The sequence below is a fragment of the Streptosporangium sp. NPDC049644 genome (genome assembly GCF_040675205.1).
Lineage (GTDB): Bacteria > Actinomycetota > Actinomycetes > Streptosporangiales > Streptosporangiaceae > Streptosporangium > Streptosporangium fukuiense.
In genome coordinates, this window is sequence record NZ_JBFAOJ010000087.1 from 1 (window position 1) to 22,039 (window position 22,039).

Annotated in this window: 20 protein-coding genes; 11 read left to right on the top strand and 9 right to left on the bottom strand. The window is 70.6% G+C overall.

Features of this window, described 5'->3' with window-relative positions; translation table 11 throughout:
- Nucleotides 1–370: 370 nt before the first annotated feature.
- Nucleotides 371–955 (bottom strand): TetR/AcrR family transcriptional regulator, encoded by a 585-nt coding sequence (locus AB0J58_RS34190; RefSeq protein WP_364223712.1) that lies wholly within the window; start codon nt 953–955, stop codon nt 371–373.
- 295 nt (nt 956–1,250) lie between these two features.
- Between AB0J58_RS34190 and AB0J58_RS34195 the strand changes: the two genes are divergently transcribed.
- The 3 genes from AB0J58_RS34195 to gndA all read left to right on the top strand — a co-directional run bounded on the left by AB0J58_RS34195 (nt 1,251) and on the right by gndA (nt 5,421).
- Nucleotides 1,251–2,510: a glycosyltransferase family 4 protein gene (locus tag AB0J58_RS34195; RefSeq protein WP_364223714.1), complete on the top strand. Its 1,260-nt coding sequence runs from the start codon at nt 1,251–1,253 to the stop codon at nt 2,508–2,510.
- Between the two features lie 57 nt (nt 2,511–2,567).
- Nucleotides 2,568–3,734: a serine/threonine-protein kinase gene (locus AB0J58_RS34200; RefSeq protein ID WP_364223716.1), complete on the top strand. Its 1,167-nt coding sequence runs from the start codon at nt 2,568–2,570 to the stop codon at nt 3,732–3,734.
- Nucleotides 3,735–3,990: 256 nt separating this feature from the next.
- Nucleotides 3,991–5,421 carry an NADP-dependent phosphogluconate dehydrogenase gene (gndA, locus tag AB0J58_RS34205; protein WP_364223718.1) on the top strand — a complete coding sequence of 477 codons (1,431 nt, stop codon included), beginning with the start codon at nt 3,991–3,993 and terminating at the stop codon, nt 5,419–5,421.
- 51 nt (nt 5,422–5,472) lie between these two features.
- On the opposite strand, the gene AB0J58_RS34210 is transcribed toward gndA, so the two are convergent.
- The 4 genes from AB0J58_RS34210 to AB0J58_RS34225 all read right to left on the bottom strand — a co-directional run bounded on the left by AB0J58_RS34210 (nt 5,473) and on the right by AB0J58_RS34225 (nt 10,912).
- The gene (locus tag AB0J58_RS34210; protein ID WP_364223720.1) at nt 5,473–6,450 is read right to left on the bottom strand and encodes a cation diffusion facilitator family transporter; all 978 of its coding nucleotides are present in this window, start codon (nt 6,448–6,450) and stop codon (nt 5,473–5,475) included.
- Between the two features lie 248 nt (nt 6,451–6,698).
- Nucleotides 6,699–7,298: a hypothetical protein gene (locus AB0J58_RS34215; RefSeq protein WP_364223722.1), complete on the bottom strand. Its 600-nt coding sequence runs from the start codon at nt 7,296–7,298 to the stop codon at nt 6,699–6,701.
- Between the two features lie 66 nt (nt 7,299–7,364).
- Nucleotides 7,365–9,158 carry a thiol reductant ABC exporter subunit CydC gene (gene cydC / locus AB0J58_RS34220; RefSeq protein WP_364223724.1) on the bottom strand — a complete coding sequence of 598 codons (1,794 nt, stop codon included), beginning with the start codon at nt 9,156–9,158 and terminating at the stop codon, nt 7,365–7,367.
- On the bottom strand, nt 9,155–10,912 hold the full coding sequence (locus tag AB0J58_RS34225; RefSeq protein ID WP_364223726.1) for an ABC transporter ATP-binding protein: 1,758 nt from the start codon (nt 10,910–10,912) through the stop codon (nt 9,155–9,157). The genes cydC and AB0J58_RS34225 overlap by 4 nt, the downstream gene beginning before the upstream one ends.
- Before the next feature lie 196 nt (nt 10,913–11,108).
- Between AB0J58_RS34225 and AB0J58_RS34230 the strand changes: the two genes are divergently transcribed.
- Nucleotides 11,109–12,533, top strand: a complete 1,425-nt coding sequence (locus AB0J58_RS34230) for an MFS transporter (RefSeq protein WP_364223728.1) — start codon at nt 11,109–11,111, stop codon at nt 12,531–12,533.
- On the opposite strand, the gene AB0J58_RS34235 is transcribed toward AB0J58_RS34230, so the two are convergent.
- From AB0J58_RS34235 to AB0J58_RS34250, 4 genes are all read right to left on the bottom strand, one after another.
- Nucleotides 12,506–13,120, bottom strand: a complete 615-nt coding sequence (locus tag AB0J58_RS34235) for a hypothetical protein (protein WP_364223730.1) — start codon at nt 13,118–13,120, stop codon at nt 12,506–12,508. The two genes, AB0J58_RS34230 and AB0J58_RS34235, sit on opposite strands and share 28 nt — an antisense overlap.
- Nucleotides 13,121–13,645: 525 nt before the next feature.
- Nucleotides 13,646–13,936: an FCD domain-containing protein gene (locus AB0J58_RS34240; protein ID WP_364223732.1), complete on the bottom strand. Its 291-nt coding sequence runs from the start codon at nt 13,934–13,936 to the stop codon at nt 13,646–13,648.
- 85 nt (nt 13,937–14,021) lie between these two features.
- Nucleotides 14,022–15,152: an RNA-guided endonuclease TnpB family protein gene (locus tag AB0J58_RS34245; RefSeq protein WP_364223734.1), complete on the bottom strand. Its 1,131-nt coding sequence runs from the start codon at nt 15,150–15,152 to the stop codon at nt 14,022–14,024.
- Nucleotides 15,153–15,384: 232 nt separating this feature from the next.
- The gene (locus tag AB0J58_RS34250; RefSeq protein ID WP_364223736.1) at nt 15,385–15,588 is read right to left on the bottom strand and encodes a hypothetical protein; all 204 of its coding nucleotides are present in this window, start codon (nt 15,586–15,588) and stop codon (nt 15,385–15,387) included.
- On the opposite strand from AB0J58_RS34250, the gene AB0J58_RS34255 reads away from it, so the two are divergent.
- From AB0J58_RS34255 to AB0J58_RS34285, 7 genes are all read left to right on the top strand, one after another.
- Nucleotides 15,514–15,882 (top strand): ROK family protein, encoded by a 369-nt coding sequence (locus AB0J58_RS34255; RefSeq protein WP_364223738.1) that lies wholly within the window; start codon nt 15,514–15,516, stop codon nt 15,880–15,882. The genes AB0J58_RS34250 and AB0J58_RS34255 overlap by 75 nt on opposite strands.
- Nucleotides 15,879–16,568, top strand: coding sequence for an N-acetylmannosamine-6-phosphate 2-epimerase (locus AB0J58_RS34260; protein WP_364223740.1), 690 nt, complete (start codon nt 15,879–15,881; stop codon nt 16,566–16,568). The genes AB0J58_RS34255 and AB0J58_RS34260 overlap by 4 nt, the downstream gene beginning before the upstream one ends.
- A 435-nt stretch (nt 16,569–17,003) precedes the next feature.
- A complete protein-coding gene (locus AB0J58_RS34265; protein ID WP_364223742.1) occupies nt 17,004–17,780 on the top strand; it encodes a hypothetical protein in 777 nt (258 codons plus the stop codon).
- A gap of 28 nt (nt 17,781–17,808) precedes the next feature.
- Nucleotides 17,809–18,936 carry a hypothetical protein gene (locus tag AB0J58_RS34270; protein WP_364223744.1) on the top strand — a complete coding sequence of 376 codons (1,128 nt, stop codon included), beginning with the start codon at nt 17,809–17,811 and terminating at the stop codon, nt 18,934–18,936.
- A gap of 61 nt (nt 18,937–18,997) precedes the next feature.
- The gene (locus AB0J58_RS34275) at nt 18,998–20,467 is read left to right on the top strand and encodes a hypothetical protein (protein WP_364223746.1); all 1,470 of its coding nucleotides are present in this window, start codon (nt 18,998–19,000) and stop codon (nt 20,465–20,467) included.
- Nucleotides 20,464–20,637, top strand: coding sequence for a hypothetical protein (locus AB0J58_RS34280; protein ID WP_364223748.1), 174 nt, complete (start codon nt 20,464–20,466; stop codon nt 20,635–20,637). The genes AB0J58_RS34275 and AB0J58_RS34280 overlap by 4 nt, the downstream gene beginning before the upstream one ends.
- Nucleotides 20,634–21,929, top strand: a complete 1,296-nt coding sequence (locus AB0J58_RS34285) for an AAA family ATPase (protein ID WP_364223750.1) — start codon at nt 20,634–20,636, stop codon at nt 21,927–21,929. Before AB0J58_RS34280 ends, AB0J58_RS34285 begins: the two co-directional genes overlap by 4 nt.
- Nucleotides 21,930–22,039 lie beyond the last annotated feature (110 nt).

Below are 22,039 nucleotides of genomic sequence, written 5' to 3' on the forward strand. Positions count from 1 at the left end.
CCCGCTTTTTCGTGTCAAACCGGCTCGTTTTGAATCGATTGACTTGATCTTGCAGGTCTTGCTGGAATTCGGCGGCTCCGTTTCCAGAGCAACCCTTCTAACGTACTCGACCATCTGATTCATGTCGAACCAGACCCCTTTGGAGATGGATATCCCCCTGGGGTGGAGATCGTTAGAGAGGTTCCCGAGGCCCCGGCGCCACCGCCGTCTCCCTCGGGTCTGGTGAACTGTACGAACCTCGTCCCGCATCGTCAAATCGACCACGTCCCCAGAGAGACCCGACCGCCCGGAAGACCGATGGATCGCACGCTTACGCGGTGATGACTCTTGAGGCCGTGGCGCCGGCGAAGAGGTTCGGTGACAGGCGACGTCAGCGAGAGAGTGTGGCCGACATCGTCGCCACGATGACGCTGACCAGCCCCTCGACGACTTCGGCGCGGTCCACCTCGGGATGCTCCAGCCACCAGTCACCGGTGGCCTGAACCATACCGACGAAGGCGTGACCCAGTACCTGGGCGCGAACCGGATCGGGCATCGCCGTCTCGGCGGCGATCACCGTGCCGAGTTCCTCACCGAGGCTGCGCACGATCGCGGTCATCTGGGAGTGGGTCCGGCTGTCCTCCGCACCGGCCCGGTAGAAGAGGAACCGGTAGAGATTCAGGTTGGCCGCGATCATCTCCAGATAGGCGTCGATCGTCGCTCGGGCGCGACTGCGCAGGTCGGCCTTGGCCCGGTCGAACTCCGGGCGCAGCAGGCCGACCACGGTGCGGACATGCCGGTTCGCCAGGGCCTGGTAGAGCCCGCTCTTGTCGCCGAAGTGCCGGTAGAGGATGGGCTTGGTGACCCCCGCCTCGGCGGCGATCGACGCCATGGACGCCTCGGGTCCCTCACGCCGGATCACCCGGTCCGCGGCGTCGAGCAACGCTCGACGCCGATCCGGATCCCGTCCGCCCACCGATGCTCCCCTCACACGGAGAGGAACAGCATAGGCCGGGAGCCCCAGCCGGAAGCGCCGTGAACGCGAACAGCGGCTCCGGTGGAGCAGGGGACGTGAGCTCACGTCGCAAAGGACGGGCGGGACCGATTCGCCGACGGTCCAGGACCGCTGCGGCCCGTACGACGATCTGTCAGGCAGTGAGCGAGATGTCCGGCGTGTGCGCTTTAGCGGAAGTAGCTCCGGGAAAGGGGAATGACAGGGAATGCGGGACGGGCGGGGGGCTCTCAGCATGTCGAGGACGCGGCGAGCACGGGTGGCTGTCAGGCGGGTGGCGTTCTGGGTGCTGCGGGCGCTCAACGCGAGGCGGGCGAGGCGCGCTCCGGCGCCCGACACGAGAACCGTCCGGATCCTGCTGCAGCACGCGTACGGAATGGGCGGCACCATCAGGACCGTGCTCAACCTGGCGGGTCATCTGGCCCGTGAGCGCGATGTGGAGATCGTCAGCGTGGTCCGGACGGCCAGGGAACCGTTCTTTCCCATCCCGCCGGGCGTACGGGTGTCGTTCCTGGACGACAGGACCCGGCGGCGAGGCCCGGTGGGATGGCTGCTGTCACGCCTGCCGAGCATGCTGATCCCGAGGCAGGAGAACGTCTACCGGGCGGTCTCGCTGCTGACGGACCTGCTCATGGTCCGCTATCTGCGATCCATGCGCACCGGCGTGCTGATCTCCACCCGGCCGGGATTCAACCTGATCACCGCCCTGTTCGCACCCCCGGGCGTCATCACCATCGGCCAGGAGCACGTGGCACTCGACGTGCACTCCCCCGAGGTCGTCCGGCTCATCAAGCGGCGCTACGGCAGGCTGGACGCCTTCGTCACGTTGACGCAGGTGGACCTGGAGCACTACCGCAGGGTTCTGAGGACACCGCCCGGACGGCTGCTGCGCATCCCGAACGCTGTGACCGCGCTGTCCGGTGACATCGCGAAGCTGGACGAGAAAGTCGTGGTCGCCATCGGCAGGATGGTGCACGCCAAGGGCTTCGACCTGCTGGTGAAGGCATGGCAGCCCGTCGCCGCGGCGCACCCCGACTGGGTGTTGCGCCTTTACGGGCGTGGCAGGCCCGAGGCCGAGCGGAAGCTCCGCGCCAGGATCGAGGAGGCCGGGCTGTCGGACACGATGCTGCTCATGGGCAGCTCGTCGGAGATCGGCATGGAGCTGGCCAAGTCATCGATCTACGCCGTCAGCTCACGCCACGAGGGATTCAGCATGACGATCCTGGAGGCGATGAGCAAGGGCGTGCCGGTGGTGAGCTTCGACTGCCCGCACGGCCCCGGGGAGGTCATCGTGCACGAGCACAACGGGCTGCTCGTGCCGCCGAGGAGACCAGCGGCGCTCGCCGAGGCGCTCTGCCGGCTGATCGAGGACCGGGAGCTGCGTGGCAGGCTCGGCGACAACGCGGTGCTGACGGCAGCCGGCTACAGCCTCGACGCCGTCGGGGCCCGCTGGGACGCGCTTCTGGCGGAACTCGGTGACGGACATCCCGGCGACCGGAAGCGGCGCGGGCCGGTATAACGCATGGTTCGCGGGTGAAACTCCGGTAATCTGCCGCTCGTCTTCAGGAGGTGGCAGGTGGCCGGAGCGGGTGCCGTCGCCGTACCGGGCTACGAGGTGTCCGGGGTGCTCGGCCAGGGTGGTTTCGGAATCGTCTACCGGGCCAGGCAGCTGGCGGTGGAGCGTGAGGTCGCGCTCAAGGTGGACAACCGGGTGCTGGTCTCGGAACGGGACCGGCGCCGTTTCATGCGCGAGGTGACCTCGGCGGGTGCCCTCTCCGGCCATCCGCACGTCGCCCATGTCTACGACGCCGGGGTCCTGCCCGACGGGCGGCCGTACATGGTCCTGGAGCTGTGCCCTGGCGGGTCGCTGCTGGATCGGATGCGTGTGGAGGGGCGGCTGCCGCCGGCCGAGGTCACCGATATCGGTATCAAGATCGCCGACGCGCTGTCCGCGGCGCACGCCGCCGGAGTGCTGCACCGCGACATCAAACCCGCCAACATCCTGATCAACCGGTACGGCAATGCGGTGCTCTCCGACTTCGGCCTGGCCACCATGTCCTCGTCGGGCGGCGAGGCGTCGGTGACCAGGGAGTCCCTCACCCCTGCCTATGCCCCGCCCGAGGCGTTCGAGCTGACCGAACCCGCCCCCGCGGGTGACGTCTACTCCCTCGCCGCCACGCTGTACGCGCTGCTCTCCGGGCGCCCTCCGCGCTTCCCGGAGAGCGGCGTGGTCAACATCGCGGTCATCATGGCCCTGCACCGCCTGCCCGTCCCCGAGATCCCGGGGGTGCCGCCGGAACTGACCGCCGTGCTCAGGGATGCCATGGCCACCGACCCCGCGCGGCGCACCCCCTCGGTGGCCGCGCTGCGCGACGCCCTCGCGGGACTGCGTTCGACGGGGGAGGTTCCGGCCTTCCCGTCTCGTGCCCCACGGCCCGTCCCTCCTCCCCCGTCTCCGTCTCCGTCTCCGCCGTACGTCACAACGCCACCGCCGTACGACGCGCCGCCGGTCCAGGGCGGGCCGGGCAGGGAGCCGGTGCGGTCACATCTGACGTCGCCGGGGGTGAAAGGACTTTCCGCCACCCGGCCGCCCGAGCCTCCCGCCTCGTCGAACACCCGGATCTTCGTCGCGGTGGCCGTGGCCTTCGCGATCCTGCTGCTGGCCGGAGTCGGGCTCATGTACATCGAGAACCGTGACCAGACCCCGGCCACGCAGCAGCAATCGGGCCGGCAGGCGCGCTAGGACAGCGCGCGGGAGCCGGAACCGCCCGGAAGCAGAAGGTCCGCCGATCGGCACGGCACCGACACCCTCCGTGCCCCTTTGGTGAAGAATTGGCTGGAGGCGAGATGCGAACGCTCGCTTCACGATCTGCGTACGTCATGAACGGTAATGACGCACGGACCGGGTTCACTCAAGCTTTCGAGAAACCTGCTATGTGGCATCCTGCCGCGTTCCCTTCCCGGTCATCGGACCGGGGTCTCCCAGTTGGAGGTATGTGATGACTCAGGCACAGATCGGTGTGACAGGGCTGGCCGTCATGGGGGCCAACCTCGCCCGTAACCTGGCGAGGCACGGGCATGTGGTAGCGGTGCACAACAGGTCACATCACAGGACCAAGGCACTGGTCGAGGAGCACGGGGACGAGGGGACCTTCGTCCCCTGCGAGACTCCCGAGGAGTTCGTCGCGGCGCTGGAGCGCCCCCGGCGCATCCTGATCATGGTCAAGGCCGGGGCGGCGACCGACGCGGTGATCGAGGAGTTCGCTCCCCTGCTGGAGCCGGGCGACATGCTGGTGGACGGCGGGAACGCGCACTTCCTCGACACGCGCAGGCGCGAGGCCGCGCTGCGCGAGCGCGGCCTGCACTTCGTCGGCGCGGGGGTCTCCGGCGGGGAGGAGGGCGCGCTGCTCGGGCCGAGCATCATGCCCGGCGGTTCGAAGGAGTCGTACGAGGCGCTGGGCCCGCTGCTGGAGGACATCGCGGCGAAGGTCGGCGGCGTGCCCTGCTGCGCGCACATCGGTCCCGACGGTGCCGGACACTTCGTGAAGATGGTGCACAACGGCATCGAGTACGCCGACATGCAGCTCATCGCCGAGGCGTACGACCTGCTCAGGCAGGGGCTCGGCCGGACCCCGGCGGAGCTCGCGGACATCTTCGCGGAGTGGAACTCGGGCGAGCTGTCCTCGTACCTGATCGAGATCACCGCCGAGGTGCTCCGCCAGGTCGACGCGGCCACCGGCAGGCCGCTCGTCGACGTGATCGCCGACCGGGCGGAGCAGAAGGGCACCGGCCGGTGGACCGTGCAGATCGCCCTGGACCTGGGGGTTCCGGTGAGCGGCATCGCCGAGGCGGTGTTCGCCCGCTCCCTGTCCGGCCACGCCGACCTGCGCGCGGCCGCGCGCGGCCTGCCGGGTCCTTCGGGCGTACCGGCCGGCGCCGTCGGCGAGGACTTCGCCGAGGACGTGCGGCGGGCGCTGTACGCGTCGAAGATCGTCGCCTACTCCCAGGGATTCGACATGATCAGGGCGGGTAGCGCCGAGTACGGCTGGAACGTCGACCCCGGCGTGCTGGCCACGATCTGGCGGGGCGGCTGCATCATCCGCGCCGTCTTCCTGGACCGCATCCGCGAGGCGTACGCGGCGCCGGACAAGCCGGTCACCCTGCTCGCCGCCCCCTATTTCGCCGAGGCGCTGACCCTGGCGCAGGACTCGTGGCGGCGGGTGGTGGCGAAGGCCGCCGAACTGGGCATCCCGGCACCGGGCTTCTCCACCGCGCTGGCCTACTACGACGGGCTGCGGGCCGAGCGCCTGCCCGCGGCCCTGATCCAGGGCCAGCGTGACTTCTTCGGTGCGCACACCTACCAGCGGGTGGACCGCGAGGGTTCCTTCCACACCCTGTGGTCGGGCGACCGCACGGAGATCGGGAGCTGACATCCTCGACGGGCGGCGGAAGACTCCGCCGCCCCTCCCCCGGCCGACCGCTCAGCTGTGGCCGCCGCGGTGCCGGGGACCGTGCGGGTCCGGGCAGTGCTGACGCGGTACGGCCTGCGCCGGGTCGGCCTCCGGGCCACCGGGGTCCACCTGGAGGGTGGTGTGGTCGATGTCGAAGCGCTCCTTGAGCAGTTCCGCCAGTGCGAGGCGCACGCGGTGGCAGTCGGAGCCGGGCTCGACGAGCACATGGGCGGAGAGCGTGGGATAACCACTGGTCACCGCCCAGACGTGCAGATCGTGAACCTCCACCACGGCCGGCTGCCGGGCGAGGAGCGAACCGATCTCGTCCGGGTCCAGATGGCCGGGCGACGCCTGGAGAAGGACCCGCCCGGACTCGCGCAGCAGGTCGTAGGCCGCCTTGGCCATGAGCGCGGCGACCACCAGGGCGGCGATCGCGTCGGCCTGCTGGAAACCGGTCAGCCACACCACCAGGCCGGCGATCGCGGTGGCGATGAAGGCGTACATGTCGTTGAGGATGTGCTGGTAGGCGCCCTCGACGTTGAGACTTTCCCGGTTGGCCCTGGACAGCAGCCAGGTCGCCACCGCGTTGACCAGCACGCCGATCAGGGCCGTGACGAACACCAGGGGTCCGATGACCTCGGACGGTTCGAGCAGGCGGTGCACGCCCTCGTAGGCGAAGTAGGCCACCAGCAGCAGCAGTGTGGCGCCGTTGATCTGCGCGGAGATGATCTCGGCGCGCTTCCAGCCGAAGGTGTAGGCACCCCTCGCCGGGCGGGCGGCGATGCGCATCGCGGTCAGGGCCAGCACGATCGCACTGGCGTCGGTCAGCATGTGGGCCGCGTCGGAGATCAACGCCAGCGAGTTCGCGACCAGGCCGACGACCACCTCGCCCGCCATGAACGTGACGATGAGACCGAGCGCCCCCAGCAGGTAGCGCCGATCGGATTCGGGGCCGACCGCGTGCCCGTGCCCGTGGCCATGCCCGTGGTGATCATGTTTGGTGGGCACGGCCCACCTTCCGGAAGAGCCGCTCTCGGCCGGCCGCGACACACCTCTCGTCCGGTTCGAGGGACCATCGGGGGTCCGGGCCGAAGAGCACCCTCATCGACAAAGCTCCTGAATAGATATTCATATATCGAACATCACCGTGATGGGGAGCCTGTTGACCGCCTGAGTGATGATTTCCTCCTAGATCGATGGGATATGAGCCGTACTGACTCACCGGACCGCTCTGACGACCGGCCCGGTGACGGTCGTCAGAGACCGGTGGGGTCGTACGGCGCCGGGGTCTGGTACCAGTGGATGACGTTGTAGAACGTGCCGATGGTGCCGTTCTCCAGCTGTCCGGGGGCCTCCTTCAGCCCGGTCGCCAGCGCGAAGCGCTGCTGCCTCGCACCGACGATCACGAACTGGTAGGTGCCCGCCTCCGCGGGTTCGTCGAACCTGGAGAAGCGGATGAGCTGGGTGTGGCTGTGCTCCTCGTGGAAGGACTCGCGCAGGGTCGGGGCCACGTTGATCAGGACACCGCTCGGAGTCGTGATCAGGATCTGGGGCAGGTGGTGGTTGGGGATCGTGTTCTCGGGGGCGAGGTCGGGCATGATGCCCTCGAAGTACACGCGCTGCCCGGCGGTGAAGGTGAGCTTGAACGAACGCACGTCCAGCGGCCTGTTGATCCAGCCGTAGAAGGCGAACGAGACCCCGCCGTCGACGACCCGCGGAGCGTTGCCCGGAGTGTTGGCCTTGGTCAGGATCACCGTGTGATGAGCCCAGGCCGGTGTGGCGATGATCATCGCCAGCAATGTGGTCGCGACGACGGTGAACAGCCGCCGTAATCGGCGGGGATTCCGACGTAGCATGGGTGAAACCCTTTCTCTGGGGGGTTTGGGCCGCGGGGAAGAATGCAGCTTCCCCGCGGCCACGCTTCAGGTGGAGGCCCGGCCCGCGGTGTGGGGGCTCGTCGGCTGGTCGAGGTCGTCGACCTGACGGGCGTACAGGCGCGCGTAGGCGCCTCCTTCCGCGAGCAGCTCTCGGTGGGTCCCCTGCTCCACGAGCCTGCCGCGGTCCATGACGAGGATCCGGTCGGCGTCGATCACCGTGGAGAGGCGGTGCGCGACGACCAGGAGGGTCCGTCCCTCGGCGAGGTCGTCGATCTGCCGCTGGATCTCGGCCTCGGTGTGCACGTCGAGTTCGGAGGTCGCCTCGTCCAGGACGAGGATCGGGGCGTCCTTCAGCAGCGCCCGGGCGATCGACAACCGCTGCCGCTGGCCACCGGACAGGCGTTCGCCCATCTCTCCGACGACGCTCTCGTAGCCCTCGGGCATCGCCAGGATCGTGTCGTGCAGCGCCGCCCTGCGGCAGGCCGCCTCCAGCTCCTGCTGGGTGGCCTCGGGGCGGGCGATGCGCAGGTTCGCGGCGACCGTGTCGTTGAACAGATACGTGCGCTGGCCGACGACGGCGACGAGGTCGCGCAGCTCCTCCAGGCTCACGCGGTCGATCGGGACGTCCCCGACGCGGATCGATCCCGAGGCCGGATCCCAGAACCGCAGCAGCAGCGAGATCAGCGTGGACTTGCCGGAACCCGAGGTGCCCACGACCGCGTACCGTTTGCCGGCCGGGACGGTGAACGAGACGTCGTTGACCGCGGGAGGGGTCAGGCCGGGCACGGCGGCCGGGTAGCCGAACGTGACGCCCTCGAAGCCGATCGACGGCTCGGCCGGCGCGGCGACAGGGGCGGGCGGGTCGGCGACCACCGGGGGCCGGTCGGTGACCTCCCAGATGCGCCGGGCGCTGGCGAACGCCTGCTCCAGGTCGGCGATGAACTCCTCGACGCCGAGAACCGGCCCGAAGGTCGCCAGGCTGATCGCGACCACGATCGCGACGTCCTGCCAGGAGAGCCCCTGTGCTGCTCCGGCGAACAGGACCGCGATGACGCCGGCGGCCACCAGCAGCTCGTTCAGCCCGCGCCGTACCGAGATCATCGCCCCCAGCCGTCCGACGGCGCCCGCCCCCGCCGAACCGAGCTCGCCGAGCTCGTCGAGGCGGCGGGCGCCGTATCCGAAGGCCAGCACCTCGCGAACGCCCTGCACACCGTCGGTCATGTGCTGGGAGACATCGCCGCGGGCCTGCCGCAGGTCGGTGGCCGCGGTGGCGGCCGCCCGGTGACTCATCCAGGGAACGACGACACCCACGGCGACCAGGAACGGCGCCAGTACCAGGGCGACGACGGGACTGAAGCCCGCGCCCAGCACCGACAGCGAGACGAGCGGGACGATCGCCGCGGCCAGTGACGGAGCGATGGTGTGGGCGTAGAACACCTCGATACGGTCGATGTCCTTCATGACGCGGGCGAGCAGGTCACCGGTGCGGCGCCCCTCGATTCCCGCGGGGGCCTGCGGCTCGATCCGCGTGTAGAAGTCGTCGCGCAGCATGGCCAGCAGCTTGAACGCGACGAAGTGCCCGAAGTACTGCTCGATGTAGCGGAACAGGCCCTTGGCGAACGCGATGACGACCATCGTGACGGCCACGGATGTGATCACCCCGGTGTCTCCGGAGGCGACGCGGGTGACGCCCCAGGCTCCGATGCCGTACAGGGCGATGTTGAGGCACATCTGAAGCACCCGGAAGGTCACCGAGGTGGCGAGCGGGGGCCAGAGCGGGCGGCCGAAGTCGAGCAGGCGCCGGCTGATCCGGGCGCGGGTCATCTCCTCGGTGGTCATGATCCGGTCTCCGCCTCTGTGCGTCGCATGGCGCGGGCGTAGTGCCCGGTGCCCGACAGCAGTTCGTCGTGGGTGCCGTGCTCGGTGACGCGGCCGTCTTCCAGGACCACGATGTGGTCGGCGTCTCGTACGGTGGCCAGGCGGTGCGCGATCACCAGAACCGTGCGTCCGACGGCGAGCCGGTCCAGTGCGGAGAGGATCGCCGCCTCGGACTCCAGGTCGACGTTCGAGGTGGGCTCGTCCAGGATCAGGATGGGCGCGTCCTTGAGTACGGCCCGCGCGATCGCGACCCGCTGTGCCTGCCCGCCCGACAGCATCAGGCCGCGCTCGCCGGTCGGGGTGTCCAGGCCCTCCGGCAGGCCGCGGACGAACTCGTCGAGGTTGGCGGTGCGCAACGCCTGCCACAGCCGGTCGTCGTCGGCGCCGGGGGCGGCGACCCTGAGGTTGTCCCGCAGCGTGCCGGTGAACAGGTAGGTGGTCTGGGCGACGACGGTGATCTGCTCGCGCACCCAGTCGCCGGGTACCTCGGTGACGTTGTGGCCGCCGATGCTGACGACGCCCTCGCCCGCGGCGATGTTGCGCTGGAGCAGAGCCGCGGCGGTGGACTTTCCTGACCCGGACGGACCGACCAGGGCGAGTTTCTCTCCCGGCGCGATCCTGAAGCTCACGTCGCGGAGCACCGGGGACCCCGGGTCGTAGGCGAAGCTCACGCCGTGGAACTCGACCTCCGCGGAAGCGCCGGCGGGCGCCGGCGTCGCGGGATCGGGTATCGACGGCCGCTCGGCCAGGAGTCGTTTGATCTCCTTGGCCGCGGCGCTGCCGCCCATCCCGACGTAGAAGAACTGGCCGACCTTGTCCAGCGGCTCGACGAGCTGGGTGGCGAGCAGGACCAGGGCGACCGCCTCGCCGATGCCGATCGCGCCCTCGTCCAGCCGCACCATCGCCAGAACCGTGGCCGCGGTGATCATCCCCAGGGAGAACACCGTGTCGACCACGAACAGGATGACCTGGTTCCCGGCCAGCAGCCGCATGATCGCCCGGCGGAGATCCTCCGACGCGCTTGCCAGGGTCCTGCCGTGCGCGGTGCCCTGGTTGAAGAGCTTGAGCGTCGACAACCCCTGCAGCGCGTCCAGGAAGCGGGCTGCCAGCCGGTTGGCGGTGTCCCGGTAGCCCGCGCTGACCTTGGCGAAGCTCCGTTCGAAGATCCCGACGGTGAGCGGGATCGCCGGTACCGCGATGGCGATGACGAGCGCCGCCCACGGGTCGACGAACAGCGCGATCGCGGCGAGGACCAGGACCGGAACCGTCATCGAGGCCAGGATCGGGCCGAGGAAGGTCGCGTAGTAGGTGGCGACCAGCTCGACCGCCTCGGTGGCGGTGGAGACCAGCTGACCGGTCTGCTCGCGTGAGCGCAGGGGCGCGCCCAGCCGGAGCAGGTGGTGGTAGATCCGCGCTCGCAGACTCACCTCCAGGAAACCGCCGGCTCGGATGGTGACGGCCGGGATCAGTGCCGCGAACAGGGCCCGCAGCGCGGCGGCCGCCACCAGACCGATGATCAGCCCGCTACTCGGCGTTCGTCCTGCCGCGATCTCTCCGATCGCCGCGCCCACGAGCAGGAGAAGCGCCGTGGTGGCGAGCGCCTGCGACCAGGTGCCCAGTACGGACCACAGCACACGACCCCGGATCGCGCCCATCAGCGACTCCGGTTTCGGCGGCGCGGGCGAGGCGCCCTGCTCCGCCGACAGCGCATCCATCTATGCACCCTCCGACTCTTGTTTCCCCTAAGGGAACGATGTTTCACTATGAAGTCACCCGAACAGACGCCCGGCCAACAGGCCCGGGCGGCTGCGGGCCCCCGAATCTCGTTTCCCTCATGGGGACGATGTTTCACTATCAAGTCATCTGAACAGATGCTCAGTCAATAGGTTTGAGCAAGTATGGAGGTCACGCATGGACCACACGGTTTCCCGGCCCCCCGAAATCGAGATGGCCGTCTATGCGGGCCGCCCGCCGACCCAGGTCCGGTTGGACCGCGCGGCCCCCTTCGGCTGGTGGGCGGCCGCCGTCATCGCGCTGGTCTCGCTCGTCGACAAGGTCGAGTTCTACCTGGTCGCGGGCGCGCTGCCACTGATCCAGGCGGAGTTCGGATTCAGTGACACCTGGGGAGGCGCGATCTCGACAGCCTCACTGGTGGCCAGTGCCATCCTGCTCCTGCCGGCCGGCTATCTCGCGGACACCGGACGGCGCACCGGCCTCATGGCGGCCATCGTGGGGTCGTGGGCCCTGCTCACCCTGGGCTCCGGGCTCGCCCCGACGTTCGCCCTCTTCTTCGGCATGCGCGTCCTGCTCGGCGGCGCCAGCCAGCTCTACAGCCCACCGGCGGCCAGCCTGCTGGCCGACTACTATCCGCCGGGCTCGCGTGCCCGGGCCTTCGGATTCGAGCGCATGGCCTACTTCGCCGGCACCCCCATCGGCGTGGCCGTGGGCGGTGCCGTCGGGCAGGCGTACGGCTGGCGTAGCGCGTTCTTCTTCGTGTTCGTTCCCGGCCTGCTGGTGGCCCTCCTCTGCCTGACGCTACGCGAGCCGATCCGCGGGATCGGCGACCGTATCGGCGAGGCCCAGAAAGCCGCCGGCGTTCCGGGGCCGGTTGCCGCCGCGGCGACGGACGGGACGACAGCGGACGGGACGACGGCGGACGGGACGACAGCGGGCGACGCGGCGGCGACGGCCGCGGAGAAGCCGCGTCTTCGCGAGGTGATCCCGCAGATGCGAGAGGTGATCGCGATCCGGGCGGTACGCCTCGTCTTCACCGGTCTCGGGCTGCTCTTCTTCGGCATCGGCGGAATCATGTGGTGGCTGCCCACCTTCCTGCAGCGCTTCAACGGCCTGGAGGCCGGACCGGCGGCGGGCATCGCCGGAGGCGCCGGCCTGGTGGGCATCATCGCGGGCACCCTGCTCGGCAGCCGATACGGCGACAGGTGGCAGGACCGCCGACGGGCCTGGCGTGTCACGCTGAGCGGTGGCAGCCTGCTCGCCGGCGCGCTGTTCCTCGGGGCCGCGGTGGGCGTGCCGGTCCTCGGGGTACGCATCGTGATGTTCCTGATCACCAATGCCTTCTTCTGCGTGGCGATCGCCAACCTGACCGCGGGCCTGGCCGATCTGCTGCCGGCGGAGCGGCGCGGCGTCGGCTTCGCCCTCCTCCAGTTCACCCTAGCCCTCAGCGGAGCGCTCGGGCCTCTCCTGGTGGGCGCGGTGTCCGACCTGTTCGGCTCACTGCTCTACGCCTTCACCGCCCTGCTGGTGCCCGCGACGATCAGTGGCCTGGTCGTGCTGCAGGCGCGCTCCAGCTATGACACGGGAGCCGTCCGGACATGAGCGAGTGCTCGCCCGGCCCGGGTCAGCCACCACACCGCCACCGCGAAGGCCGTCCAGACGCAGGTGTTGAGCGACTCCTCGAACCACTGCAGGGCGATGGTCTGCTCCGGCTGCCCGGCGAGCATTCCCATGCTGTAGCTGCCGAGGATGTTGAACCCCAGCAGGGCCATCGCCACGGTGTCACCCGACTTCTGGGCCAGCAGGATCAGCCGCACGGCGAGAAGCGTCGACGATGCCGTGGTCACGACGAGCAGCGGCCAACTCGCTCCGACTCCGGCCGCGGCGACGACTCCGATCAGAGCGAAGGCCACGAACGCCCACAGCGGAGCGATCCTCCTGCCCGCATCACCGGGACGGACGCTCAGCAGCGCCCAGGCGAGGAGGGTGAAGCCCGGCCCGAGCAGGAAGAACTGCGCCTTGGCCATCCAGACGATGTCAGGGCCGCCCAGGGCCACGATGGTCTTCCAAGTGGCCTTGAGGGCGCCGCCGGTCACGATGGACAGCCCTCCGGCCAGCGCGACACGCATCACCTTCGGTCCGGCGACGGCACCGACCCCGGGAACGAGCAGGGTGATACCGGTCGCCATAGCGAGAACCGGCAAGAAGTCCACAAGCGCCAAAGAGAGGGGGTATTCCACGGCATTGCCATCCGATTCCCTAGAGGAAACACTGTTTCCAAAGTAGGAACACGTGGAGACGCCTGTCAATGACGGAACCGGGCCGCGGCCCGCCCGGACCCCGGCGCGGCAGGGGTCCACACGGACGGGCCGCGGCGCTGGTCCACCGCGGCGCGGGCTCGGGTGCGCGGCGGAGAGGCCGCGTGCGCCGTACGACCGGAGCGGCGTTCAGCCCAGTTTCGGGAGCGGGGCGAACGCGTGGTCGGCGGCCGACGCCGTACTTCTCGACGAGGTCTCGGGCCTGCTGGAGCGCCCTCGCGGATACGGTCACGTCATCGTCGACGAGGCACAGGACCTCTCGCCGACGCAGTGCCGGGCCGTCGCCCGCAGGAGCGAGCACGGCTCGATCACCGTGCTCGGCGACCTGGCGCAGGGCACCACGCGGTGGGCGGCCCGCGGCCGGCGTTCAGGGATGATCGGAAGCGCCAGGAACCCTCAGACGTCAGCCGCGGGTTCCTGGCGCCCCGGTTCCTCCTGAAGCCTCCGCTGGATCGGGGCGTAATGGGCCGCGATGGCCCGCGTGAACGCGGCGACGTCACCGGCGGCGGCGGCCGTGACGATCGCGTGGTGCGCCTCGACGGTCTCCCGCACCGACTCGGGAGTCGCGTCCAGGGCGTGCGCCACGATGGCGTGGACGTCCCAGAACGCAGCGGTGAGCTGGGTGACCAGCTCGTTGCCCAGCGGTTCCTTGACCTCCTCCCCACGGCTGAAGCCGGGGGACTCCAACCCTCACGGGTCGGGTTTCCTGCTTCGTCGAGCCGTGCCATCGCCGCTTTCGCGGGTCGGGTCTCACCGGCCCTCCACAGGCGTTTCACCTCTCCGCCAGCCCGGCGGCGAGGATGTTCTTCGCGGCGTTGACGTCCCGGTCGTGGGTCGCGCCGCAGGCGCACTCCCACTCCCGGACGTTCAACGGCATGGACTGAGCGATGGCGCCGCACGCCGAGCAGAGCTTCGAGGAGGGGAACCACCGGTCCACGACGACCAGTTCCCGCCCGTACCACTGCGCTTTGTACTCCAGCATGGTGCGCATCTCCCGCCAGGAGGCATCAGAGATGGCGCGGGCCAGGCTCCGGTTTTTCACCAGGTTGCGCACGGTGAGGTCCTCGATCGCGACCGTTTGGTTCTCGCGGACGATCGAGGTGGTGAGCTTGTGCAGGAAGTCCCGGCGCCGATCACTGATGCGGGCGTACACCCGGGCGACCGTGAGTTTCGCCTTGCGCCGGTTGGCCGAACCCTTCTCCTTGCGGGCCAGCGCCCGCTGAGCGCGGGCCAGTTTGCGCCGGTCGGCGCGCTCATGACGCGGGTTGACGACCTTGCCGTCCGCGTCACTCACCCCCCGGATCGGACGGGAAAGCGTGACCAGCGCGGTGATCCCGGCGTCGATGCCGACCGCCTCGCCGGTCGGGTTCAGCGGGCGGATCGTGTCCTGGCACAGGATGGAGACGAACCAGCGCCCGGCCGCGTCCTTGCTCACCGTCACCGTGGACGGCTCCGCGCCCTCGGGAAGGGGGCACGACCACACGATGTTCAACGGGCCGTCCATCTTCGCCAGGGTGAGTCGGCCGCCCCGGTAGGTGAACGCCGAGCGGGTGTACTCGGCCGAGGCCCGGGACCTCTTGCGGGACTTGAACGCCGGGTACCCGGCGCGCTTGGCGAAGAAGTTCGCAAACGCCGCCTGAAGGTGGCGCAGCGCCTGCTGGAGCGGCACCGACGACACCTCGTTCAGGAACGCCAGCTCATCGGTGCGCTTCCACGCCGTCAGCGCCGCCGAGGACTCCACGTAGGAGAGGCTGCGCCCTTCGAGGGTGTAGGCGCGGCTTCGCTCTTCGAGTGCTTTGTTGTACACCAGGCGGGCGCAGCCGAACGTCCGGGCCAGCTCTTCGGCCTGCTCGGGGGTCGGGTAGAAGCGGAATTTGTAGGCCCGTTTCACGGTCTGCGCCATGCCTCACATCCTGCCCGCCCGGTTAGAGCTCGCGCAGGTGTTCGACTCCCCAACCTGTGGCCCCAGGCCGCGTTTCCTCCCCACGCCTGAAGGTGGGGCTCTTTACGCTGGGGGCATCTGATGAAGGCCTCGCCGCAGGCCACGCGTTCGCCCATCTGGGTGGCGAGGCCGAGCAGTTCGGCGTGGAGGGGATCGTCGAAGGCGGCGACGATCGAGCCGGCCAGCCCCTGCTCTATCGTCTGGCGGACCTCGCCCAGCTCGGAGAGCACCCGGAAGTCGTCAGACCGGCTGAGCAGCCCCGGAAGGTCAGACTCTCGACGAGTGCGGCGAGGGACAGCCGCCCGACGTAGGTGCCGTGCCCGTGCCGCACCTCGACGATGTCGAGCGCGCTGAAGGTTTTGATCGCCTCCCGCGCACTGGAGCGACTGGCCCCCACGGCGGCGCACAGCTCTGCCTCGGTGGACAGCAGGTCGCCGCGGCGGTCCTGACCGAGGGGGCGACCGCACTCGGCTCGGCCGTCGGAGGTCTCATCAACGTCATCGACCCGGAGGTCGTCGTGATCACAGGGGGCGTCACCGGGTGCGGGGCGCCGTGGTGGGAGGCGCTGCGGGAGGCGGTGCACGCCGAGACGCTGCCCGTGCTGCGTGGCGTCCCGGTCGAGCCGGCCTCGCTCGGTGGTGACGCCGCCCTGCTCGGCGCCGCCCGGATGGCCCTGGAGGTTGCGGCGTGAACCCGCTCCTCGCCACGCTCCGCGGCCGGCTTGTGGTGTCCTGCCAGGCCTATCCCGGCGAGCCGATGCGTGACCCCGACACGATGCGCCGGGTGGCCGAGGCGGTCGCGGCCGGAGGGGCCGCGGGCATCCGCGCCCAGGGACTGGAGGATCTGCGCCGGATCCGGGCCGCGCTCGACCTGCCGCTCATCGGTCTGTGGAAGGACGGCGGCGGCGACGTCTTCATCACGCCGACCCTTGAGCACGCCCTTGAGGTCGCCGCGGCCGGCGCCGACATCGTGGCCCTCGACGGCACCGCCCGTCCCCGGCCCGACGGACGCACGCTCGCGGAGACCGTCCGGACGGTTCGGGAACGCACCGGACGACTGGTCATGGCCGACGTCTCGACGTACGACGAGGGCGTCGCCGCCGCCGAGGCGGGCGCCGACGTGGTGGGGACGACGCTCTCCGGCTACACGCCGTACTCGCGTCGCGGCCCCGGCCCGGACCTCGACCTGGTCGCCCTGCTCTCCCATGACCTGCCGGTACCGGTGATCGCGGAGGGCCGCGTCCACACCACCGGACAGGCCGCCGAGGCCCTCCGCCTGGGGGCGCACGCGGTCGTGGTCGGCACCGCCATCACGCATCCGACCAGCATCACCCGCTGGTTCACGGCCGCCCTCGAAGACGCCCCGCCGCCGGACTGAGCGGAGGCTTCCCCGGCCGGGACGCCTGCGGGTGGTCGTCTTTCTTCTCCTGCGACTCCCGGCTCGGGGATGCGGCCTTGGAAAGGGCTTCCGGATCGATGTCCTCCCAAAGCCTGGAAGCGGGGAATTCCGGCACCGGCCTGCCGGTCAGGTCCGCCGGTTCGCGGCTCACCGGTCCGGGCGACCCCGAAACCTCCCCGCGCGGATACCACGGCGGCGTAACGGCCGCCGCCGGTCTCGTGCCGGTGGCCCGTCACGGTCCGGATGTCTCGGGTAACGGGGCGCTCGACATCTGTCAGGTTCTCCGGGTCCGGCAGTAAGTTACGCATTAAATGCCCTTTTCATCCCATTATCGCGATGCGATGATCGCTCTTTAATACTGGAATTCCCTGGAATTGAAGGGAGACCAGTGGAACTCCTGTTACGCTCCGGGCCGTGAGTGATTCACTGGACGCGTTGGAACGGCGAATAGCCGGCCTCCGCGCCGAGGTGCGACGGGCGGTCAAGGCGAAGGAGAACTCGCTCGCCCGGTCGCTGCGCGGGGAGTTGCGCAGAGCCGAACAGGCATGGGACGCGGCGATAAGCTCCGAGGCGCCGGCGCCCGCGTGCGAGCCCGAGACCTCGCTGCTGCCCATCAGGGAGCAGGTGCACCAGGCGCTGGCCATGCTGGGCGTACCGACCTCGGCCAAGCTCATCGTGGCGGTGAACGACGCGTTCTTCTCCCGCGAGCTCCGCGGCTCACAGCTGACCAGCCTGCGCCGGGACGAGGAGCGCTCGTTCCGCGGCGACCCCTACGCCAGGCCGTACTACCTGTGCGCCGCGCTGACCGACCGCCTCTCCCCTGCCCGGGGGCTGCTCGCCGACAGCACCTGGCCGGCCGAGTCGCGGGTGCTGGGACCGCTGAGCCCGCGCGTCGACTTCCTCACCTCGACCATGCGCATCGCCGAGCACCTGGCGCGGCTGGCCGAGCCGCCGGCGGGGGCGGTGCGGCTGCTGTCGCGGATGGCGCAGAACATCCCGGGCGCCGTCGAGGGCTTCGCCCCGGCCGATCCCGCGACCGCGATCCGCGCGGCACGGGCCGAGCTGGAGGTGCACCGGGCCGCCGACACCGCGCAACGGGCCGAGGTGGCGGCGCGGGCGACGAGGCAACTACCGGACGCCGAGCGCCTGTTCGGCGTCACCGCGATGAACACCTTGAGGGGGGCCTGTTGAAGACCCGGCTGGACGGGGGAACCCCCGTATGAGCAGCCTTCGGGAGAGAGCCTTCCTGAACAGGCTTGACGAGCTGCGCGGGACGATGCCCGCCCGCCCGCACGACGCGCGGGCCATCGCGGCGCTGGCCGCCAACCCCGGCTGCGCGCGCCGGGCGGTGATGGACGCCGCGGGCGTGGACAAGGACCGCACGGCCCGGCACGTCGGTTTCCCCGCCCCGTTCGGCCAGTCCCAGTTCGCGATCACCCGCGGCAACGTCTTCGAGTCGCTGGTCAAGGAGAACGGCTGCGCCGAACTGCTGCGGCTGCTGCGCGAGCTGCTCGGCCTGTCCGTCGCCCAGGTCGGCTACCGGGACGTGGAGAGCGTCGGCTCGCACCTGCGCCACTCGCACACCCGGGCGCTGATCGACCGCGCGGCGCGCGAGGACGACGGGACCGCGGTGTTCTACGACCACCCGCTGTTCAGCCTGGAGATCGCCGGGCACACCTCCTACCTCGAACCGGACGTGGTGGCCTTCCAGATCGGCGGGCGCTTCCACATCGTGGAGATCAAGTCGTTCGGCATGATCGACGGCCAGGCCGAGCCTGACAAGGTCGCGGCGGCGGCACGGCAGGCGGCGGTCTACGTCCTGGCGTTGCGCACGCTCATGGCCGAGCTCGGACACGACCCGGAGCGCGTCTCCCACGACGTGGTGCTCGTCTGCCCGGAGAACTTCGCCAACCGCCCGACCGCGGCACTGGTCGACGTGCGCAAGCAACTGTCGGTGCTGGGCCGCCAGCTCACCAGGATGACCAGGGTCGAGTACCTGCTGGAGGGCCTGCCGGACGACCTCACCTTCGACCTGGCCCCCGGCCAGGACGGGGTGCCGACCCGCTCGGCGGACGAGCTGACCCAGGCGCTGCTCCAGGTGCCCGCCCGCTACGCGCCCGACTGCCTGTCCACCTGCGACATGTGCATGTTCTGCCGTCGCGAGGCCCGCGCCTGCGGATCCACCGACCTGCTCGGGCGTCAGATCCGCGACCAGCTGGGCGGCGTCTCCGGCATGCACGAGGCGCTCGGCCTGGCCGAGGGCACCCGCGAGGTGGCCGAGGGCCAGGAGGAGATCGCCCGCCTGCTCCGGCTGGCGGACCGGCTGCGCGAGGAGTCGCTGCGGTGAGGGTCGTCGAGGCCGCCGGGCCGGCCGCGCCGGGGGCCGCCGCGGCGAGGGCGGCCGACAGGTGAGCGCGCTGACGGCGCTGGCGCGGCTGCGAGCCGTCAGGGACGGCGTCGCACAGCGGATCACCACGGTCCGGCACTGCCACATCTCCGACCAGCCGCTGGTGCTCATCCCGCTCAAGCTCGCGGGCGAGGCCGCCGCGCCGCTGGCCGCCATGGTGGGCACCGACCCGGGCCACCCCCGGCTGCTCGTCGTGCCCCAGCCACGTAACCGGGACCTGCGGTTCGCCTTCGCCGCCGGGCTGGCCGAGGTGCTGCTGCCCTATATCGAGGGGTTCGAGAAAAGCACCGAGACGGTCGAGCGCAGGGGCGGCGAGCCGTACGAGCGGTGCCTGGACGCGCCTCAGATCCTCGTGCCGAACCGGTCCGCCGCCGCGTTCACCGGGTTGCTCGGCCGTTCCACCCGGTTCCGCAGGGCCGAGGGACCCTATCCGGTGCACCCGTCGGTACCGCTGCTCGGCCGGTGGCTGACCTACTTCGCCGACCGGTCCCAGCAGCCGGGCTCCTCGGTGCTGCTCGCGGCGACCGAGGCACTGAGCCTGCACTGGGCGACCGGGCAGAGCAGCCTGGAGGACGCGAATCTGGCGGCGCTGCTGGGATGGATCGATCCGCCGCCGGGAATGTCCGGTCACCGGGCGGCCGAGGAGGCCGAGGACCCGCTGCTCTGGCCGCCGGCGGGCCCCACCACCGACCCGGGCTTCGACAACGAGGTGCTCGCTCCCGCGATCCGCGCCTACGAGGAGGCGCCGACCGACCGTGCCGTCGACCGGGTCAGCCAGGCGCTGCGCACCCAGCTCGACCCCACCTGGCGGCTGATGTGGCGGGCCGTCGACCTGCTGCGGTCGCTGCCGGAGGGCTCCCGGGTGAAGGACCGCTGGGAGATCGACCGCGGGTCGTTCACCCGGTTCGTCGAGCGGATCGCCGAGGGAGGCCCACCGCAGGCCCGCAGGGACGGGGCGGTGAGCGCCGCCGCGAGGCTGGCGGGACTGGAGCGGGCACGGGCGAGCTACGACGTGCAACGGGCCCACGACGACCCGCTGCTCATGGCCGAGTACCGGCTGACCGGCGAGGCCTTCGCCGGGACGGTGATCACCGCCGATCCCGAGCACAGCGAGGGCGAGGGCCGCTCGCGCAAGCTTCGGCCCCTGATCACGGTGAGGACCGGCGACCCGGTGCGGCTCACGCCCGGCACCACCGTCGGCAGCCCCGACCGGCGCGGCCACGCGGCCGAGATCGTCGAGGCCGTCGACGGGGAGATCACCCTTAAGATCACCAAGGGGATGGGGCGGGGCAGGACCCCGGCTCCGGGTTCGGTGCCCGAACCGGGCGAGCGGGTCTCGTACACCTCACTGATGGATGACTTCCAGTCGTCGGCGGCGCTGCCGGACCCCGAGCAGACGCCGTGGACCCACGGCGGGCCGCCGGAGGAGTACGAGCCCGGCGACGACGACGCGCAGGAGGAATGGCTTTGAGCGTTCACCGGACCCCGCACGGCCGGCCGATGTCCCTTTCGGCCGTGCGTGCTCCCCGCTCGGCGGCGGCACCGGAAGACCGGGCCGCCGGTGCCGGAGCGGCGGGCCGCGGCGCCCGGGTGACCGGCCTCGGCACGGACCTGGCGGGCAGTGGCGGAGGCGTGGCATGACGCCGCATCAGGAGGCGGCGGCCGTGGTGGACGCCGTCCTGGCCGACCTGCCCCGTCACCGCGGCGTGGTCGTGGACTCGCCTCCGGGCGCGGGCAAGTCCACGCTGGTGGTCAAGGCCGCGGGGCACATCGCCGAGACCGGCGAGCCGCTGATGATCGTCGCGCAGACCAACGAGCAGGTGGACGACCTGGTGGAACGGCTCGCGGCCGAGCATCCCGACCTGGGGGTCGGCCGACTCTCGGCGAGCGGCTACATCACGCCCGGCCGCATCCTCGCCCTGCCCAACGTCTCGGTCGCGGGCAAGCTGCCCGACCTGGGGGACCCGGCAGTGGTGATCGCCACCGCGGACAAATGGGCATGGATCGGCGACCGTACCTGGCCCTGGGCCATCGTCGACGAGGCCTACCAGATGCGTTCGGACAAGCTGCTGCGCATCGCCTCGCTGTTCGAACGGTCGTTGTTCGTGGGCGACCCCGGCCAGCTCGACCCGTTCTCGATCGTGGACGGCGACCGCTGGGCGGGCCTGTCGTGGGACCCGGTGCAGAGCGCGGTCTCGGTACTGCTGCGACACAACCCCGACCTGCCGGTGCACCGGCTGCCGGTCTCCTGGCGACTGCCCGCCTCGGCCGCGCCCGTGGTCTCCGAGGCGTTCTATCCCTTTACCGGGTTCCGCGCGGGGACGGGCCCCGCCGACCGGTCGCTGGAGTTCACGGTGAACGGCATGCGCACCCCCTTCGACCTGGCGCTGGAGGAGGCGGCCGGGTCTGGCTGGGCACTGTACGAGCTGCCCAGCCGCCACACGGTGCGCACCGACGCTGAGGCCGTGCTGGCGACCGCGAGCCTGGCGACGCGGCTGCTCCAGCGGAGTCCGGTCGCGCACTCCGAGCGCGGCAGCCATCCCGTCACGGCCGACCGGATCGCCATCGGCGCCGCGCACCGCGACCAGGTGGCCGCGATCAGGGCCGCCGGGGTGCCGCCGGAGATCACCGTGGACACCGCCAACCGCCTGCAGGGCCGGGAGTACGACGTGACGATCGTGCTCCATCCCCTCTCCGGGCGCCGCGACGCCACCGCGTTCCACCTGGAGTCGGGGCGGCTGTGCGTGCTCGCCTCCCGGCACCGCCACGCCTGCGTCGTGGTGGCCAGGGCGGGCATCCCCGAACTGCTGGACGCCCACCCGTCGGCCGAGCCGGTCCAGCTCGGCGTGCCGGTGAAGTTCCCCGACGGCTGGGAGGCCAACCAGGCGGTGCTGGCCCACCTCTCCAAGCACCGGGTGACTCCTGATGACTGAAGAGCAGAGGGGAAGAAGGCGTTCGGATTCCGCTCCGCACGTCTGGGGGTAGGTGCGGGCGGGCATTCCCGCCATCGTCCGCGCAGCGGGGTTGGCGAAGATCACCTTGT